This window comes from Pseudomonas sp., assembly GCF_046581935.1.
Lineage (GTDB): Bacteria > Pseudomonadota > Gammaproteobacteria > Pseudomonadales > Pseudomonadaceae > Aquipseudomonas.
Map to the genome: position 1 here is coordinate 81,910 of NZ_JAYGFK010000005.1, position 16,404 is coordinate 98,313.

The window sequence follows — 16,404 nt, forward strand, 5'->3', positions numbered from 1 at the left end:
TGCCCCTCGTAAGCGATCTTTACGCTTTCTTTATGCCGGGCGGCCTGGTCCGCACTCGTTCCTTTACGCCCTGGTTGTCGACAATTTGCTCCACGCGCAAGCAAGCGCAACAAGGAGCAAACACATGAGCATTCTCGACGGGGTGTCCTTAGGCCTGGCCCTGGGACTATTCATCTATCTGTTGGTTGCGCTGCTGCGCGCTGATCAAGCGTAGAGGCGTATATGCACAGTTACGATTTCACCTTGATCCTGGCGTTCTTCGCGTTGGTGCTGCTGCCGGCGCCTTTTATTGGGCGTTATCTGTACCGCGTGATGGAGGGCGAAAAAACCTGGCTGAGCCCTGTGTTGCTGCCGGTTGAGCGGCTTTGCTACCGGGTCGCCGGTGTTGACAGTGAAGCTGAGCAGGACTGGAAAAACTACGCCCTGGCGCTGCTGGCCTTTACTCTGGCCAGCCTGGTGACGCTGTTTGCCATCCTCATGCTGCAGGGCAGCTTGCCGCTTAATCCGCAACATTTTGCGGGGTTGGATTGGCCGTTGGCGTTCAACACCGCAGTGAGTTTTGTCACCAATACCAACTGGCAGGCTTATAGCGGTGAAGCGCAGATGAGCTACTTCAGCCAGATGGTTGGCCTCGGTGTGCAGAACTTCGTCAGCCCTGCGGTCGGCTTGGCCGTGCTGGTGGTGTTCTGCCGTGGTATCGCGCGGCGCTCAAGCAACAGTGTTGGTAACTTCTGGGTCGACCTGACCCGCGCCGCGCTCTATGGTTTGCTGCCGTTCTGCCTGGTGCTGGCGTTGTTGCTGGTCTGGCAAGGGGTGCCACAAACCTTTCTGGCTTATGTCACGGCGCATACCGTGAGCGGTGCCGATCAGGTCGTACCACTCGGCCCGGCTGCCAGCCAGATTGCCATTAAACAGCTCGGTACCAACGGTGGCGGCTTCTTCGGCGTCAATTCGGCGCACCCGTTCGAGAACCCCACGGCCTGGAGCAACCTGTTCGAGGTGGTGTCGATCCTCCTGATTCCGGCCGCCTTGCTGTTCACCTTTGGCCACTACGTCAAAGACCTGCGCCAGAGCCGGGCGTTGCTGGCCTGTATGTTGATTCTGTTCAGCATTGGTCTGGCCGGCACCCTGTACGCCGAGTATCAGCCTAATCCGGCGCTGAGCGCGTTACCGATTGAGCAGAGTGGCTCACTGGAAGGCAAGGAAAGCCGCTTCGGGACTACCGCTTCAGCGCTTTGGGCGGTGACTACCACGGCCGCTTCGAGCGGTTCGGTCAACGCCATGCACGACAGCTTCAGCCCACTGGGCGGGATGATCCCGATGTTCAACATGATGCTTGGCGAAGTGATCTTCGGCGGCGTTGGGGCAGGGCTCTACGGCATGCTGTTATTTGTGTTGATCGCGGTATTTCTCGCTGGCTTGATGATTGGTCGCACCCCGGAATACCTCGGCAAGAAACTCGAAGCCCGCGAAGTGCGCCTGCTGGTAGCAACCCTGCTGGTGATGCCGCTGGGTGTGCTGGTGCTTGGCGCGTTGGCCGTCAGCCTGCCCGGCCCGGCAGCGTCGGTCAGCAATCCCGGTGCTCACGGTTTTAGCCAGGTGCTCTATGCCTACACCTCGGGTACAGCCAACAACGGTTCAGCCTTTGCCGGATTTGCCGCGGGTACCCCATATCACAACGTGATGATCGGCCTGGCCATGCTGCTCGGCCGCTTCGGTTACATCCTGCCGATCCTGGCGATTGCCGGCAGCCTGGCCGCGAAGAAACGCTCGCCGGTTGGCAGCAACAGCTTTCCGACCCATGGCCCGTTGTTTGTCACCCTGTTGACCTTGACCGTCTTGCTGGTCGGCGGCCTGACCTTCCTACCGGCACTGGCCCTCGGCCCGATTGCCGAACACCTGACTCTATTTCAGGGCTTCTAAGGGAGAACCATGATGAATGCCCGTTCCGAATCCGCGCTGAACAGCGCCCAGCAACAGCCCAAAACCGCGCTTGCCGCGTTATGGCAGCCGGCCCTGCGCCAGGCTTTCGTCAAACTCGACCCACGCCAGTTACTGCGCTCGCCGGTGATGCTGGTGGTCGAGTTGACTGCGCTGGTGACCAGCGTGCTGTGTTTTATCCCTAGCCCACAGGTTTCTACCGGCCTGGCCGTGCAAATCGCGCTTTGGCTGTGGTTTACCGTGCTGTTTGCCAACTTCGCTGAGGCGCTTGCCGAAGGCCGGGGCAAGGCCCGCGCCGATAGCCTCAAGGCCGGAAGCCAAGGGCTGAATGCGCGACGCAAGAATGGTCAGCAGTTCGAGACCGTAGCGGCCAGCAGCCTGCGCCGTGGTGACATTGTGCGAGTCGAGTCCGGTGAGTTTATCCCCGGCGATGGCGAGGTGATCGAAGGCATCGCGGCGGTTAACGAGGCGGCGATTACCGGTGAGTCCGCGCCGGTGATTCGCGAGTCCGGTGGTGATCGCTCGGCGGTTACCGGCAACACCCTCGTGGTTTCCGACTGGTTGCTGGTGCAGATCACCGCCAATCCTGGCGAATCGACCCTGGACCGCATGATTGCCCTGGTTGAGGGTGCCAAACGGCAGAAGACGCCCAACGAAGTGGCGCTGGATATTCTGCTGATCGGCTTGAGCCTGATCTTCCTGCTGGTGGTGGCGACCTTGCAGCCGTTTGCCCGTTACTCCGGCGGCGACCTGCCGTTGGTGTACCTGGTGGCGCTGCTGGTGACGCTGATCCCAACCACCATCGGCGGCTTGTTGTCGGCCATCGGCATCGCCGGCATGGACCGCCTGGTGCGCCTGAACGTGATCGCCAAGTCCGGCCGTGCGGTGGAGGCAGCAGGGGACGTGCATGTGCTGTTGTTGGATAAGACCGGCACCATCACCTTTGGCAACCGCCGCTGCAGCGCCCTGTACAGAGCCCCTGGGGTTTCTGACACGGCACTCAATGACGCTGCCTTGTTGGCCTCGTTGGCTGACGACACCGCTGAGGGCAAGTCGATTGTCGAGTACCTGCGTGGCGTGAGCGCGATGCAGGAGCCTGAACGCAGTGCGATCAAGTCCATCGCTTTTAGCGCGGAAACCCGCCTCTCCGGTGCCGACTACAACGGCCACAGTTACCGCAAAGGCGCGGTGGATGCGGTGCTGCTTTACCTCGGCATCGAGCGTCGTGATGTGCCGGCGCAGTTGGCCCGTGAAATCGAGAAAATCGCCCAAAGTGGCGGCACGCCTTTGCTGGTGGCAGGAGACGGCAAGCTGCTAGGCGCCATTCACCTCAAAGATGTGGTCAAGCCGGGCATTCGCGAGCGTTTTGCCGAGCTGCGCGCCATGGGTATTCGCACCGTCATGGTGACTGGTGATAACCCGCTGACCGCCGCCGCGATTGCCGCCGAAGCCGGCGTTGATGATGTGATTGCTGAAGCCACCCCGGAGAAGAAGCTGCAGCGCATTCGCACTGAACAGGCCGAAGGCAAGATGGTTGCCATGTGCGGTGACGGTGCCAACGACGCCCCGGCACTGGCTCAGGCCGATGTTGGCCTGGCGATGAACGACGGCACCCAGGCCGCGCGTGAAGCGGCCAACCTGGTCGACCTCGACTCCGATCCAACCAAACTGCTCGATGTGGTGCAGGTCGGCAAGGAATTGCTGGTAACCCGTGGTGCGCTGACCACCTTCTCGGTGGCCAACGACGTGGCCAAGTACTTCGCCATCCTTCCGGCGCTGTTCACTGGCATTTATCCGCAACTTGGCGCGCTCAACCTGATGCAACTGCACAGCCCGCAGAGCGCGATTCTCTCGGCCATTGTGTTCAACGCGCTGATCATCGTCGCGTTGATTCCCCTGGCCCTGCGCGGGGTGCGTGTAGAAGCCGCCGATGCTGCCAGCCTGTTGCGCCGCAACCTGTTGATTTATGGCTTGGGTGGCCTGGTGGCACCCTTTATCGGGATCAAGCTGATTGATCTGCTGTTGGTGGCGGTAGGGCTGGTGTGACGAGGGCCGTGTTTTTGTAGGTTGGCGTTGAGCGTAGCGATACCCAACGTCACTTTTTGATGGGTATCGCTGCGCTCAACCCATCCTACGAGCTGGTTTAAGCACCCGTAATCTGTAGCCCGGATGCAATCCGGGAAATCCTGTCCCCGGATTGCATCCGGGCTACACCAAATCTGGAGAACATGCATGTTTAAGCAAATCCGCCCAGCCATCAGCCTGCTGGCCGTTATGACCCTGCTCGCCGGCGTGGTTTACCCCCTGGCGGTCACCGCTGTGGCGCAACTGGCATTCCCGGCGCAGGCCAACGGTAGCCTGCTGCGTAATGCCCAAGGCGAGGTGCTCGGCAGCGCGTTACTGGCACAACCCTTTGAGGGCAAGCAGTGGTTTCAGCCGCGCCCTTCAGCCGCTGATTACGCCACAGTGGCCAGCGGTGCGAGCAACTTGGCCGCGAGCAACCCGGCGCTGGCTGAGCGTATCGCCAAGGATGCCCAGGGTTTATATCGCGAGGACCAGGGCGCGGTGCCCATGCAATTGCTGACCACCTCTGGTAGTGGTCTCGACCCGCATTTGTCACCCGTTGCCGCTGAGTATCAGCTGGCGCGAGTGGCGGCAGCGCGGGGGATTGCCCCAGCCAGCCTGAAACGTCTGATTGAACAGCATGTTGAGCGTCCATTAGTGGGGCCGGCGGTGGTCAATGTGCTGGCGCTGAACCTGGCGCTGGCCGACAATTCGTCCCTCGTCAAAACTGAGTAACTTGCATGAGCGATGCCGTACGCGCCGATGCCCTGCTGGATGATATGCCGCGCGAAGGACGCGGCCGGCTGAAGGTCTTCCTCGGTGCGGCGCCGGGCGTGGGTAAGACCTACGCCATGTTGCAGGCGGCGCAGGCGCAGCTGCGCCAGGGTGTCGACCTGCGCGTGGGTGTGGTGGAAACCCACGGCCGTGCGGAAACCGAGGCGATGCTTACGGGCTTACCGCAACAACCGCAGCAGCGCCTGGAATACCGTGGTGTGGCGCTGAGCGAGATGGATCTCGATGGCATTCTCGCCCAGCCACCGAAGCTGCTGCTGGTCGATGAATTGGCGCACAGCAACGCCCCTGGCAGCCGTCACAGCAAACGCTGGCAGGACGTGCAGGAACTGCTCAGTGCTGGTATCGACGTCTACACCACGGTCAACGTGCAACACCTTGAAGCGCTGAACGACCAAGTGCGCGACATCACCGGCGTGCAGGTGCGCGAAACCCTGCCGGACTGGGTACTGCAGGAAGCCGACGAGATTTTGCTGATCGACCTGCCACCGCGCGAGCTGCTTGAGCGCCTGCGTGAAGGCAAGGTGTATGTGCCTGAGCAGGCGCGGGCGGCTATCGATGCCTTCTTCAGCCAGACCAACCTCACCGCGCTGCGCGAGCTGGCGATGCAGACCGCCGCCGCGCGGGTCGATGCCGATCTGAGTCGGCGCTATAGCCAACAGGGCCAGCAAGCGCCGGCGGTGCGTGGTCGCTTGCTGGTTGGTATTGATGGCGATGACCAGGCCGAGCGCCTGGTGCGGCACGCCTGTCGGGTGGCCGAGCGCCGTCATCTGCCTTGGTCGGTGGTGCATGTCGACACCGGTGGTGAGCGTGACGAAACGCGCCTCGGTTACCTGCAAGGTGCGCAACAACTGGCTGAGCGTCTGGGCGGCGAGGTGGTCAGTTTGCGCGGCGGTGAGGTGGCGAAAACCCTGGTTGAACATGCTCGCGAACGGCGCGCCAGTTTGATTCTGGTGGGTCGTAGTCAGCAGCGCTTGTACCGACTCTGGCGCTTGGGTCGCGGCCTCGCTGAGCGTCTGTTGCAATTGGGCCAGGGCCTGGAAATCAGCGTGCTCGACACGCAGGTGAGTGGTGCCCCGGTACGCGCGCATCGCCCTCAGCAACTGGTTTGGGCCGATTATCTACTGGCGCTGTTGGCCACCGCGCTGGCATCTGCTCTTGCGCTGGGCTTGTCCCGCGTGGTTGAACTGCCGAATATTTCGCTGATCCTGCTGGCTGCAGTTCTGGTTGTGGCCGTGCGCAGCAGCCTGGGGCCAGCCATGGTCTGTGCGGGGCTGTCGTTTCTGGCGTACAACTTTCTGTTTATCCCGCCGACCCTGACCCTGACCATCGAGCGTCAGGAAGATGTGCTGACGCTGTTGTTTTTTCTGCTGATGGCCGGGCTCACCGGTAACTTGGCGAGCCGTCAGCGCAGGCAATTGCAGGCGCTGCGCGAGACGCAAAGAGAAACCAGCGCATTGCTGGAGTTATCACGCAAGCTGACTGCCGCCACCGACCGTCAGGCAGTGCTGGCGGCGGCCATGCAGCAATTCGGCCTGTGGCAGGAGGTCGATATTGGCTTGCTGTCGCGTAGCCCCGATGGTGTGTGGCAGGTGGAGGCAGGCGTGCAACGGTTGCTCACAGACCAAGAGCGCGCGGCGGCGGACTGGTCTTGGCAGCATCAGCAACCGGCCGGGCTTGGCACCGGCACCTTGCCGGATGGACGTTGCTGGTGGTGGCCGTTGTCGGGCGAGGACGGGCCGTTGCTACTGCTCGGCGTAAGCCCCCGTGATGGCGGAGCATTGCCTGCCGAACAGCGGCGCTTGCTTACCGCGCTTGGCCAGCCCTTGGCGCAGGCGTTGCAACGCGCGCAGCTGGCCGAAGACCTTGAAGCCGCGCGCTTGCATGGGCAAACCGAAGAGTTGCGCAGCGCCTTGCTGGCGTCTGTGTCGCATGATTTGCGCACACCGCTAACGGCCATGCGCGGTTCAATCGACAGCTTGCTGGCCCTTGGCGAGCAGATCCCGATGGCTGATCGCCGCGAACTGCTGGAGGGCACGCGTGATGAAGCTGAGCGTCTCGATCGCTATATCCAGAATCTGCTGGATATGACCCGTCTAGGTCACGGTGGCCTGAAATTAGAGCGAGACTGGGTGGCGCCCGCAGATGTCGTCGCCAGTGCGACGCAGCGCCTGCGCGCGGTATTGTCCGCATTACTGCTGGAGATACATGCACCGCCGCAATTGCCGCTGCTGTATGTGCATGCGGCGTTGATTGAGCAGGCATTGGTCAATGTGCTGGAAAATGCGGCGCGCTTTTCTCCACCCCAGGGGCGTTTACGTGTGGCCATCGAAGCGGATACCGAGCAACTGCGCTTTATTGTCAGTGACCAGGGGCCGGGTATTCCCGAGCATGAGCGCGCGAAGATTTTCGACATGTTCTACACCGCCGCCCGTGGTGATCGCGGTGGCCAGGGTACTGGTCTGGGGCTGGCGATCTGCCAGGGCATGCTCGGCGCCCATGGCGGCCGGGTAACGGTGAGTGAGGGGCTTGATGGTTTGGGTACGAGCATGACCCTGCACCTGCCATTGCACACGCAGCCGCAGATGGAAGACGAACAGTGATGAGTAAGCCATGAGCCATAACCCTGCGACCATTCTGGTCATTGACGATGAAGCGCAGATTCGCAAGTTTCTGCGTATCAGCCTTACGGCGCAGGGCTACAAAGTGCTGGAAGGGGCCACGGGGCAGGAAGGTCTGGCGCAAGCAGCCTTGGCTAAACCGGATTTAGTGGTGCTCGACCTCGGTTTGCCGGATATGGACGGGCAGCAGGTGCTGCGTGAGCTACGCGTGTGGTCGCAGGTGCCCGTGTTGGTGCTGTCGGTGCGGGCCAGCGAGGTCGAGAAAGTGCTGGCGCTGGATGGCGGGGCCAACGACTACGTGACCAAGCCGTTCGGCATTCAGGAGTTCCTCGCCCGCGTGCGTGTATTGCTGCGTCTGGCCGGCGGGGTGGAACAGGCCGGCGCTACGGTCAGCAGCGGTCCGCTGCAGGTGGATTTTGCCTATCGCCGGGTCCGCCTGGAGGGGCTTGAAGTTAGCCTGACCCGCAAGGAATACGCGGTGCTGGCGCAACTGGCGCGGCATATCGGCCGGGTGGTGACCCAGCAGCAACTGCTCAAGGACATCTGGGGCCCCACCCATGGCGAGGACAGCCACTACCTGCGTGTGGTGGTCGGCCATCTGCGGCAGAAGCTCAGCGACGACCCCACCGCGCCGCGCTTTATCGTCACCGAAGCTGGCGTTGGCTATCGCCTGCGTGAAGCTTAACGGTCGCCACGCTCGTACTTATCCAGGGTATCGCTGGCGATCTGCCGGCCTAGCATGATCAGCTCCGGTGCTTTGTAGAACTCGAAGAAGCGGCACACCCGCTTGGGCACGTTAATCAGGATATCCGGTGGATAACCGGCGATTTTGTACTGCGACAATGAGGTCTGCATCACTTCAAAGCTCTGGTTGATCAGTTCCAGCAATGAGGCTGGGCCGCTCAAATCGGCCACACGCGAACCGCTGGCGGATTTTGGCGCGGCGGGTTTGCCTAAATTACCACGGGCATTTTGCTGCCAAGGGTTGATGGCCTCAGGTTGCAGTCTGTTGCTGTTGTCCTCCAGTAACAGCAGCTCGTCGTCCTCACCAGGTTTGCGCTTGAACGACGGCAGGTGTGAGCCGAGAGAGCTCATCAACAGGTCAAAGCGACCTTTAAGTGCCGGTGTGCGCTCAATTACTGGCAGCTCGTAGTGCTGTTGGTTGGTTGAGTTGAGGTTGACTGCAACGATCAGGTCGCAGTGTGCGGATACCACTGGCACGATGGGCAGTGGGTTGAGCAGGCCGCCATCGACCAGCATGCGTTTGCCCTGTACCACTGGGGTGAACAGGCTGGGAATCGCCGCCGAGGCGCGCATGGCTTGGTGCATGCAGCCTTCCTGAAACCAGATTTCCTGCTGGTTAGTAAGGTCAGTGGCGACGGCGGTGAAGGGGATTGGCAGGTCCTCGATGTTGATCTCGCCGACTATTTCGCGAATCTTGCCGAAGACCTTCTCACCGCGAATCGCGCCGAGGCGAAAGCTCACATCAATCAGGCGCAGCACGTCGAGGTAATCCAGGCTCTGCGTCCATTCGCGGTATTCCTTAAGCTTGCCTGCGGCGTAGATGCCACCGACCACCGCGCCCATGGAGCAGCCAGCAACACAGGCGATTTCATAACCACGGGCTTCCAGCTCCTCGATAACACCGATATGCGCATAACCACGCGCGCCACCGGAGCCCAGTACCAGCGCAATGCGCTTGCTCATCCGTCGTTCTCCGTGAAGGTCCATGCTGCGAACATACGCGTGGCGCGAGCTAACGCCAAGGCGCGATTGGTTGTTTTTAGGCCTGGTTTTCACCTGAGTTCGCTGATTATGAATACGCATGCTGGCGTATTGGCACTTTTGCCAATTTTGCGCGTCTTAGTGGCTGTATCGCTGTGTTCTGATTGAATCAATCGACTGTCTATCTTCCTGGAGTTACCTGATGAAACTGTGGATCGTATTGCCCATGTTGCTGTTGGTGCTTAGCGGCTGTGCGGGTAAAACTGCGTACCGCAATAACTGCGCCAATCAGCTGGATGCTGCCTGGCGTGAGCTGGATCTGGCCAAGGCTGAGGGTTTTGCTGGCACGGTGAGCTATTCTAAGGCGCTGTCGCTGCTGACTGCGGCGAAAACCCAGCAGCAGTTTGAGGGGTACAAGGGCTGTACGGCTAAGTCCGAACGTGCCCGTTTCTATATTCGTGAATCGCGAGCAGGGCGCTGATGCAACTGGATTTCACTAAACTCGAACCGTTTGAGCGCTACCGCTGGCTAGCATCGACCATTACCCCGCGACCGATTGCTTGGGTCTCCAGTCAATCGCCTGAGGGCGTTAGCAACTTGGCCCCGTTTAGCTTCTTTCAAGTGATTAGCGATGACCCACCGACCTTGATGGTTAACGTCAATCACCGTGCCGATGGCACGCTGAAAGATACCCTGCTGAATGTGCAGGCCAGCGGCGAGTTGGTGATCCAGCTGGTGTCTTTCGCCCAGGCCGAGGCGATGAATGCCAGTGCATCTGTGCTGCCTTATGGCATCAGTGAGTTTGAGCAGTGTGGGATTGCATCGTTACCTTCACAGCGAGTTGCTCCGCCTCGGGTCGCGGGCGCGGCAGTGGCTTTTGAGTGTCGCGTGGCGCAGATCCTGCCTTATCCGCCCAATGCCGCGAATTGCCAGCTGATTTTCGCTGAGGTGCTGTTAGCGCATATCGATGATGCGGTGCTCAATGAAAAAGGCCGTATCGACCCACACAAGCTGGATTTGGTCGGCAGATTGGGTGGTATGGCCTACAGCCGAACCCGCGACACCTTCGAGTTGCAGCGGCCTAGTTGATAATTTCGGGAGTGCTGGTTGCGTCAAATCGCCCGGTTTGACGTGGCAAATATGTCAAAAACGACCTCCTTTTAGCTATTAGCACCAAACCGCCTGCATGCTGGCTTGTCGCCAGTAAGGCTGTGCTCCTATGTTGCCCGACTGGGATGCAGGCAGCGCATGGCTGCCTTGCGACCATTCGCGCAGGGGGAGCTATGTGGACTTTTGTGCAACGGCGGGTCGCCAGTTTCAGCACGGCCACGAAATTGGCCACGGGTTTTGGCATTGTTTTGGCGCTAACAGCGTTGGTTGCCGCCACCGGGTTTCTTGCTTTGCGGGATGTCAGTGCTCGTTCGACGTTGCTTGAACGCATGAGTGCAATCAATAGCCAGGTTATGCAGATACGTCGTAGCGAGCAGGATTTCGCCCTAACCGGTGATAAGCAGCACGCCACTCGCTTGCATGAACAAGCGCAGCAAATTCTTCAGGCCAGTACCGAACTGCAGGTGTTGTTGCCCGCGGAGGAACGCCAGGGGCTCGATGAGGTGGCGGCGGCCATGGCTGAGTACCTGGCTGCCTTCGACCGTTATGTCGAGCAGAGCGACAACATGCACCTGTCACTGGATGCCGCCACCTGGCTGGTGGTCAGTGCGTCTAACAGCCTGGATCTACTAAAAGATGGTTTGGCAGAGGACGGGGTTGACCTGCTCAAGAGCAGTCAAGGCCAAGAGGGCGGTGATTCCGTGCTGCAGGCCATGCAGATCAGTCAGGTGCATGAATTATTGCTGCGCGCGCTGGACCAGGCTCGCGTGTTACTGGAGCAGAGTCGTAGCAGCGGTGAGGCTGCGCCGACGATTATCCAGGAAGCGGTCGATGCCCAGGCCTTGGCTGGCAAGTTGCGTGATGCCATGGACGATCCCGGCTATGCGGCAGTGCTTGCCGAGGTGATCGGCAACGTCAATTCGTTCAACGACCGGCTCAACGAGTACACCGGGTTGCTGCAACAGCAAAAGCGTGAGTACCTCAACCTGGTGCAGCAGGCTGAGCGCATTCTGACGCAGGTTGATCAAGCTTATGCGCGGCAAAAGACCAGCTTATATGGGCAATTACAGGCCAGTACCTGGTTGATCGTACTGGCCACGGTGCTGGCACTGTTTATTGGCTTGCTGGCCACGTTGGTCATTACTTTGCTTATCGTGCGGCCACTGAAGCAGGTGATCGAACAGGCGCGGCGTATTGCCGATGGCGACCTTGGGGCGGATATTGAAGTGCTGCGCAGTGATGAAGTGGGTCAGCTGCTGACGGCTATGCAGGGTATGTCCAGCAACCTGCGAGCGATGGTTGGGCGCTTGCAAGGTGGGGTGACGCAGATTTCTGCGTCCGCTCAGTCATTATCCGAGACCACTGAGCAAACACGTTTGGGCGTCAATGGGCAGAAGGTCGAGACCGATCAGGTCGCTACGGCGATGAGTGAAATGACTGCCACGGTGCATGAGGTGGCACGTAATGCCGAGGCCGCCGCAGCGTCAACTGAGCTGGCGGATCGCCGGGTTAACAACGGTGTGGCCGTTGTGCAGCAGACCATTGGCCGCATCAACCAGCTGGCAACCGCCATGCAAACCACGACCCAGAGCATTGAGCGGCTAAGCCAGGATACGCAACGTATTGATGCGGTTTTGGAGGTGATCAAGAACGTGGCCGAACAGACCAATCTGCTGGCTCTGAATGCCGCCATTGAAGCCGCCAGGGCTGGTGAGCAGGGCCGTGGTTTTGCGGTGGTGGCCGACGAGGTGCGCGCACTGGCCAAGCGCACCCAGCAATCCACGGCGGAAATTGAAGGACTGATCACCAGCGTTCGCGAAGGGACTCGGCGCGCCGTCGAAGATATGCGCCAGAGTGGCGCACTGGTTGAGCAGACCGTGACGGATGCGAATCAAACCGAAGGTGCGCTGGCGGAAATTGCCGCAGCAGTCAGCCAGATCTTCGAGATGAACCAGCAAATTGCGGCGGCGGCTGAACAGCAAAGCGCGGTGGCGGAGGAGATCAGCCGGAGCGTTACGTCGATTCGCGATATTGCCGATCAGTCTGCGCTGGCCATGGATGAATCGGCCAGTTCCAGCGTTCAACTGGCGGCGTTGGGGCGCGATTTGCAGAGCATGGCAGCGCACTTTCGTTTTTAAAGTTGCGTGCAGGTCGCACAGATTCGTGAGCAAAGGTAACTTTGCCCTTTGCCGACCTTATGCGGCCCAGTAGCATCGAGTCACTTGCATAAGGAGTGAGCGATGCGCACGAAATTAGACGCCTGCCTGGATTCGGTCAATCAACTGGTACTGGGCAAGGAAGCTCAGGTCCGCCTGGCCATGACCTGCCTGCTGGCGCGCGGTCATCTACTGATCGAAGACTTGCCGGGGATGGGTAAAACCACCCTTAGCCATGTTCTGGCCAAGGTGCTAGGTTTGAGCTTTCAGCGCATTCAGTTCACCTCTGACCTGCTGCCTGGCGATATTCTCGGCACCTCGGTATTCGACAAGGACACCGGGCAGTTTATCTTCCATCCGGGGCCGATCTTTGCCGAGCTGGTGTTGGCCGATGAAATCAACCGCGCCACGCCGAAAAGCCAGAGTGCCTTGCTGGAAGCCATGGAGGAGGGCCAGGTGACCATCGAGGGCGCCACTCGGCCGTTGCCTGAACCCTTTTTTGTGATTGCGACGCAGAACCCGGTGAGCCAGGGCGGCACCTTCGCCTTGCCGGAGTCGCAGTTGGACCGTTTTCTGATGCGCCTGTCGCTTGGCTATCCCGGCAAGGTGGCTGAAAAGGCGCTGCTAGTGGGCGAGTCGCGTCGCTCACTATTGCCCAATCTGACCGCACTGCTCGATCACCGCGAGTTGGCGCTGCTGCAGGCGGAAATCCCCAAGGTGCGCGCCAGCGATGCCTTGATCGACTATGTGCTGCGCCTGGTAGATGCCACCCGCACCCAGCCGCAATTTGCTTGGGGACTGTCTCCACGGGCCAGTTTGGCATTGTTGGCGGCTGCGCGCGCTTGGGCGTTTCTTGCCGGGCGTGATTATGTGATTCCAGAAGATGTACAGGCGGTGTTGCCCTCGGTGGTCGGACATCGCTTGCGCGAGCGCGCTGACCCTGCCGGACATGGTGCTGGCGGTTTGGTGCAATGGTTGCTGCGTGAGGTGCCGGCGCTTTGATTGCCCCGCTAAAACCGCGCTGGAACCGTTGGCTGGCTCGGCGTATTCCGCCGGCCGCCAGTGTGCGGCTGAACCGTAGGCGGATTTTCATCATCCCCAGTCGAGTCGGTGCGACGTTTCTGCTGGCATTGCTGTTGATGCTGCTGGCGGCCATCAATTATCAGAACAGCCTGGCCTATGGCCTGACTTTTCTACTGGCGTCGGTTTTTGTCGTTGCCATTTTGCACACCTACCGCAATCTGGCCGGGTTGATTCTCAAGGCCGGCAGCGCGCCTGCGGTGTTCGTCGGTGAGTCCGCCAGTTTTCGCGTGCGCCTGGAAAGTAGCCAACGTCCCCATCATGCGGTCAGCTTGGGCTGGCCAGCTGTTGAACTGCAGACCCAGGATGTGCCGGGTCAAGGCGTTTGCGAGTGCCAGTTGAATCTACCCGCGTTGCAGCGCGGCTGGTTAAGACCGGGTCGTCTACGTGTGGAGAGCCGTTTTCCACTGGGTGTTTTGGTCGCCTGGAGTTGGCTCGATTTAGATCAGCAAGTGCTGGTCTATCCGCGCCCCTTGATAGGCGAACTGCCGTTGTCCGCTGGTGCTAGTGACAATCAGGATGAGGAGGGCAGTCGGCCCCATGGCCAGGGTGCGGATGATTACCAGGGGCTGAAAAATTATCAGCCCGGCGATTCCAAGCGTCGCCTGCACTGGAAGGCTTATTCCCGTGGCCAGGGTTTGTTGGTTAAGGATTTTGCCTCGATTACTGGGCGTGACCTACACCTGGATTTCGAGGTGCTGACCGGCGATGTCGAAGCCCGTCTTTCACTGCTTTGCTATTGGGTGCTGCAACTTTCCGAGCGCCAGCAGCCATTTGCTCTGAGCCTGCCGGGCCAGATACTGACGGCCGATACTGGCGAATTGCACCGCGATGCTTGCCTGCGCGCCCTGGCGCTGTTTGGGCGTGCAGCATGAGCCGTATTGCTGTGATCCCACGCATCAGCCTGACCTGGCTGCTGGTGGCGCAGGTGTTGGTGATCATTCCGCACGTAAGCCATTTACCGCTGTGGATCATCGGGTTGTGGCTGGGCAGTGCGGCCTGGCGCATTCAGATTTTCCGCATGCGTGCGCGCTACCCAAATGCCTGGGCCAAAGGCGCTTTGATGCTGGCAGCGGCGCTCGGGGTATTTCTTTCGCGCGGCAGCTTGGTCGGTTTGGATGCGGGTGTGGTGCTGCTGGTGGCCGCCTTCGTGCTCAAACTGTTGGAGATGCGTACACGGCGCGATGCGCTGGTACTGATTTTCCTTGGTTTTTTTGTGGTGGTAACCGCTTACCTGTTTGATGACAGCATGCTGATGGCGTTTTACAGCTTGCTGCCGGTCACCGCCTTGCTCGCTGCGCTGATTGGTCTGCAACAGAGCAGTTTGGCCGCGCAGCCGTGGCCGACCGCACGCCTGGCCGGCGCGCTGATGTTGCAGGCGCTACCGGTGATGCTGCTGTTGTTTGTGTTCTTCCCGCGAATGGGCCCGTTGTGGTCGTTGCCGGTGGTCAATGGCAAGGCCACCACGGGCCTGTCGGACAGCATGACGCCGGCTGATATTGCTGAGCTGAGCCGCTCCTCCGCATTGGCCTTTCGCGCCAGTTTCAACGCGGCAACACCACCGCGCAGTGCACTGTACTGGCGAGCCCTGACTCTGGAGCGCTTCGATGGCAGGCGATGGTCGCAATCCAATTACGCGGAGTATGGTCCTGGCGCGCAGTGGCAAAAACAGGGTGAGGCGCTGAGCTACAGCATTGTGATGCAGCCCAGTATGCAGCGCTGGTTGTTTGCTCTGGATGTAGCAGAAACCAACCTGGAGCAGACCCGGTTGATGAGCGACTTTCGCCTGCAGCGGCGGCAGCCGGTGGAGCGTTCGCTGATTTATCAGGTGACCTCCTGGCCTCAGGCGCTGCGCGAGCCGCAACTATCGGCTGAGATGAGGCAGCGTACCTTGCAGCTACCTACGCAAGGCGAACCCCGCAGTCGCGCCTGGGCCGAGCAACTCAAGCGAGAGTATCCACAGCCTGAGCAATTGGTGCAGGCGCTGCTCAGCCACTTCAACCGCGAGCCCTACGCTTACACCCTGCGCCCGCCGAGACTGGGGATAAACAATATTGATGACTTTCTGTTCGAGACCCGCAGCGGCTTTTGTGCTCATTACGCCGGGGCCATGACCTTTGTGCTGCGCGCTGCGGGTATTCCGGCCCGCGTGGTAGCCGGTTACCAGGGCGGTGAGTACAACCCCGCCGGCAACTACGTACAGGTGCGCCAGTTTGATGCACATGCCTGGGTCGAGTATTGGCAGGCCGGGCAGGGCTGGGTCAGCGTGGACCCGACGTTCCAGGTTGCGCCCGAACGGATTGACTTGGGCCTGGAGGAAGCCTTGGCGGGTGAGCAGAGCTTTCTTGAGGACTCGCCCTTTTCCCCGTTGCGCTATCGCAACCTCAGTTGGCTGAATGAGTTGCGCATGGCTTGGGACAACGTCAATTACGGCTGGCAGCGCTGGGTGTTGGGCTACCAGAGCCAGCAGCAATTGGAGTTTCTCCAGCGTTGGTTAGGCCGCGTAGATGCTCGGTCGCTGGTGATCGGCTTGGTCGGCGGTGGTGCAATGTTGCTCGGCTTGCTTGCGCTTTGGCTGTTCAAGCCTTGGCAGCGTGAACGTGATGTGCAACAGCGTCTGTTCCGGCGTTTTGAGGGTTTGCTGGCGCGCCATGGTGTGCAGCGTAACCCCAGCGAAGGTGCGCGCGACTTTGCTGCGCGGGCAGCTCAGGAGTTACCGGCACAGGCTCAGGCAATTGCTGATTTTGCCGCAGCCTTTGAAGCGCAGCGCTATGCCGGGCAAGCGCTTTCAGCGGTGCAGTTGCGCCAACGCTTGAAGGCTTTGCAGCGGGCATTGCCATGGCGTTTCACCCGCATGTAAGCGCGACCATTGGCCACTTGTGGCTTATGGGTGGGGGCGTAAGCTGAGGTGCGGG

The 16,404-nt window shown here is 60.4% G+C and carries 13 protein-coding genes and 1 pseudogene; 13 read left to right on the forward strand and 1 reads right to left on the reverse strand.

The features are described from left to right. The first annotated feature begins 124 nt into the window (after positions 1-124). The 6 genes from kdpF to VCA57_RS05185 all read left to right on the forward strand — a co-directional run bounded on the left by kdpF (position 125) and on the right by VCA57_RS05185 (position 8,103). Complete coding sequence (gene kdpF, locus VCA57_RS05160; RefSeq protein WP_090253391.1) at positions 125-214, forward strand: K(+)-transporting ATPase subunit F; 90 nt, start codon at positions 125-127, stop codon at positions 212-214. Positions 215-222: 8 nt separating this feature from the next. After that, entirely contained in the window at positions 223-1,923 is a 1,701-nt protein-coding gene (gene kdpA / locus VCA57_RS05165; RefSeq protein WP_411183892.1) for a potassium-transporting ATPase subunit KdpA, read from the forward strand. Between the two features lie 12 nt (positions 1,924-1,935). Then, positions 1,936-3,987, forward strand: coding sequence for a potassium-transporting ATPase subunit KdpB (gene kdpB / locus VCA57_RS05170; RefSeq protein ID WP_411183893.1), 2,052 nt, complete (start codon positions 1,936-1,938; stop codon positions 3,985-3,987). Positions 3,988-4,173: 186 nt separating this feature from the next. Beyond that, positions 4,174-4,740 carry a potassium-transporting ATPase subunit KdpC gene (gene kdpC, locus VCA57_RS05175; RefSeq protein WP_411183894.1) on the forward strand — a complete coding sequence of 189 codons (567 nt, stop codon included), beginning with the start codon at positions 4,174-4,176 and terminating at the stop codon, positions 4,738-4,740. A 5-nt stretch (positions 4,741-4,745) separates the two neighbouring features. Then, positions 4,746-7,400: a DUF4118 domain-containing protein gene (locus VCA57_RS05180; protein WP_411183895.1), complete on the forward strand. Its 2,655-nt coding sequence runs from the start codon at positions 4,746-4,748 to the stop codon at positions 7,398-7,400. A gap of 10 nt (positions 7,401-7,410) precedes the next feature. Next, on the forward strand, positions 7,411-8,103 hold the full coding sequence (locus VCA57_RS05185; protein ID WP_411183896.1) for a response regulator: 693 nt from the start codon (positions 7,411-7,413) through the stop codon (positions 8,101-8,103). Here the strand turns inward: VCA57_RS05185 and VCA57_RS05190 are convergent. Continuing rightward, on the reverse strand, positions 8,100-9,125 hold the full coding sequence (locus VCA57_RS05190) for a patatin-like phospholipase family protein (RefSeq protein ID WP_411183897.1): 1,026 nt from the start codon (positions 9,123-9,125) through the stop codon (positions 8,100-8,102). The two genes, VCA57_RS05185 and VCA57_RS05190, sit on opposite strands and share 4 nt — an antisense overlap. Positions 9,126-9,345: 220 nt before the next feature. Here VCA57_RS05190 and VCA57_RS05195 point away from each other — a divergent pair, with 220 nt between their 5' ends. The 7 genes and pseudogenes from VCA57_RS05195 (at position 9,346) to VCA57_RS05225 (ending at position 16,349) form a co-directional block, all read left to right on the forward strand. Next, positions 9,346-9,624 (forward strand): hypothetical protein, encoded by a 279-nt coding sequence (locus VCA57_RS05195; RefSeq protein WP_411183898.1) that lies wholly within the window; start codon positions 9,346-9,348, stop codon positions 9,622-9,624. After that, complete coding sequence (locus VCA57_RS05200; protein ID WP_411183899.1) at positions 9,624-10,232, forward strand: flavin reductase family protein; 609 nt, start codon at positions 9,624-9,626, stop codon at positions 10,230-10,232. Before VCA57_RS05195 ends, VCA57_RS05200 begins: the two co-directional genes overlap by 1 nt. Positions 10,233-11,119: 887 nt before the next feature. After that, positions 11,120-11,536, forward strand: a pseudogene (locus VCA57_RS05205) (HAMP domain-containing protein); the annotation flags it as partial. A gap of 141 nt (positions 11,537-11,677) precedes the next feature. Next, the gene (locus VCA57_RS05210; RefSeq protein ID WP_411183929.1) at positions 11,678-12,391 is read left to right on the forward strand and encodes a methyl-accepting chemotaxis protein; all 714 of its coding nucleotides are present in this window, start codon (positions 11,678-11,680) and stop codon (positions 12,389-12,391) included. Positions 12,392-12,493: 102 nt separating this feature from the next. Continuing rightward, positions 12,494-13,411: an AAA family ATPase gene (locus VCA57_RS05215; protein ID WP_411183900.1), complete on the forward strand. Its 918-nt coding sequence runs from the start codon at positions 12,494-12,496 to the stop codon at positions 13,409-13,411. Beyond that, complete coding sequence (locus VCA57_RS05220; RefSeq protein WP_411183901.1) at positions 13,408-14,364, forward strand: DUF58 domain-containing protein; 957 nt, start codon at positions 13,408-13,410, stop codon at positions 14,362-14,364. The genes VCA57_RS05215 and VCA57_RS05220 overlap by 4 nt, the downstream gene beginning before the upstream one ends. Beyond that, entirely contained in the window at positions 14,361-16,349 is a 1,989-nt protein-coding gene (locus tag VCA57_RS05225) for a DUF3488 and DUF4129 domain-containing transglutaminase family protein (protein WP_411183902.1), read from the forward strand. Before VCA57_RS05220 ends, VCA57_RS05225 begins: the two co-directional genes overlap by 4 nt. The last annotated feature ends 55 nt before the right edge of the window (positions 16,350-16,404 follow it).

Coding starts and splice junctions, on each gene's coding strand:
- VCA57_RS05225 (WP_411183902.1), top strand. CDS start 14,361: ATGAGCCGTATTGCTGTGATCCCACGCATCAGCCTGACCTGGCTGCTG.
- kdpF (WP_090253391.1), top strand. CDS start 125: ATGAGCATTCTCGACGGGGTGTCCTTAGGCCTGGCCCTGGGACTATTC.
- VCA57_RS05185 (WP_411183896.1), top strand. CDS start 7,411: ATGAGCCATAACCCTGCGACCATTCTGGTCATTGACGATGAAGCGCAG.
- VCA57_RS05195 (WP_411183898.1), top strand. CDS start 9,346: ATGAAACTGTGGATCGTATTGCCCATGTTGCTGTTGGTGCTTAGCGGC.
- VCA57_RS05180 (WP_411183895.1), top strand. CDS start 4,746: ATGAGCGATGCCGTACGCGCCGATGCCCTGCTGGATGATATGCCGCGC.
- VCA57_RS05215 (WP_411183900.1), top strand. CDS start 12,494: ATGCGCACGAAATTAGACGCCTGCCTGGATTCGGTCAATCAACTGGTA.
- VCA57_RS05210 (WP_411183929.1), top strand. CDS start 11,678: ATGAGTGAAATGACTGCCACGGTGCATGAGGTGGCACGTAATGCCGAG.
- VCA57_RS05200 (WP_411183899.1), top strand. CDS start 9,624: ATGCAACTGGATTTCACTAAACTCGAACCGTTTGAGCGCTACCGCTGG.
- VCA57_RS05190 (WP_411183897.1), bottom strand. CDS start 9,125: ATGAGCAAGCGCATTGCGCTGGTACTGGGCTCCGGTGGCGCGCGTGGT.
- kdpC (WP_411183894.1), top strand. CDS start 4,174: ATGTTTAAGCAAATCCGCCCAGCCATCAGCCTGCTGGCCGTTATGACC.
- kdpB (WP_411183893.1), top strand. CDS start 1,936: ATGAATGCCCGTTCCGAATCCGCGCTGAACAGCGCCCAGCAACAGCCC.
- kdpA (WP_411183892.1), top strand. CDS start 223: ATGCACAGTTACGATTTCACCTTGATCCTGGCGTTCTTCGCGTTGGTG.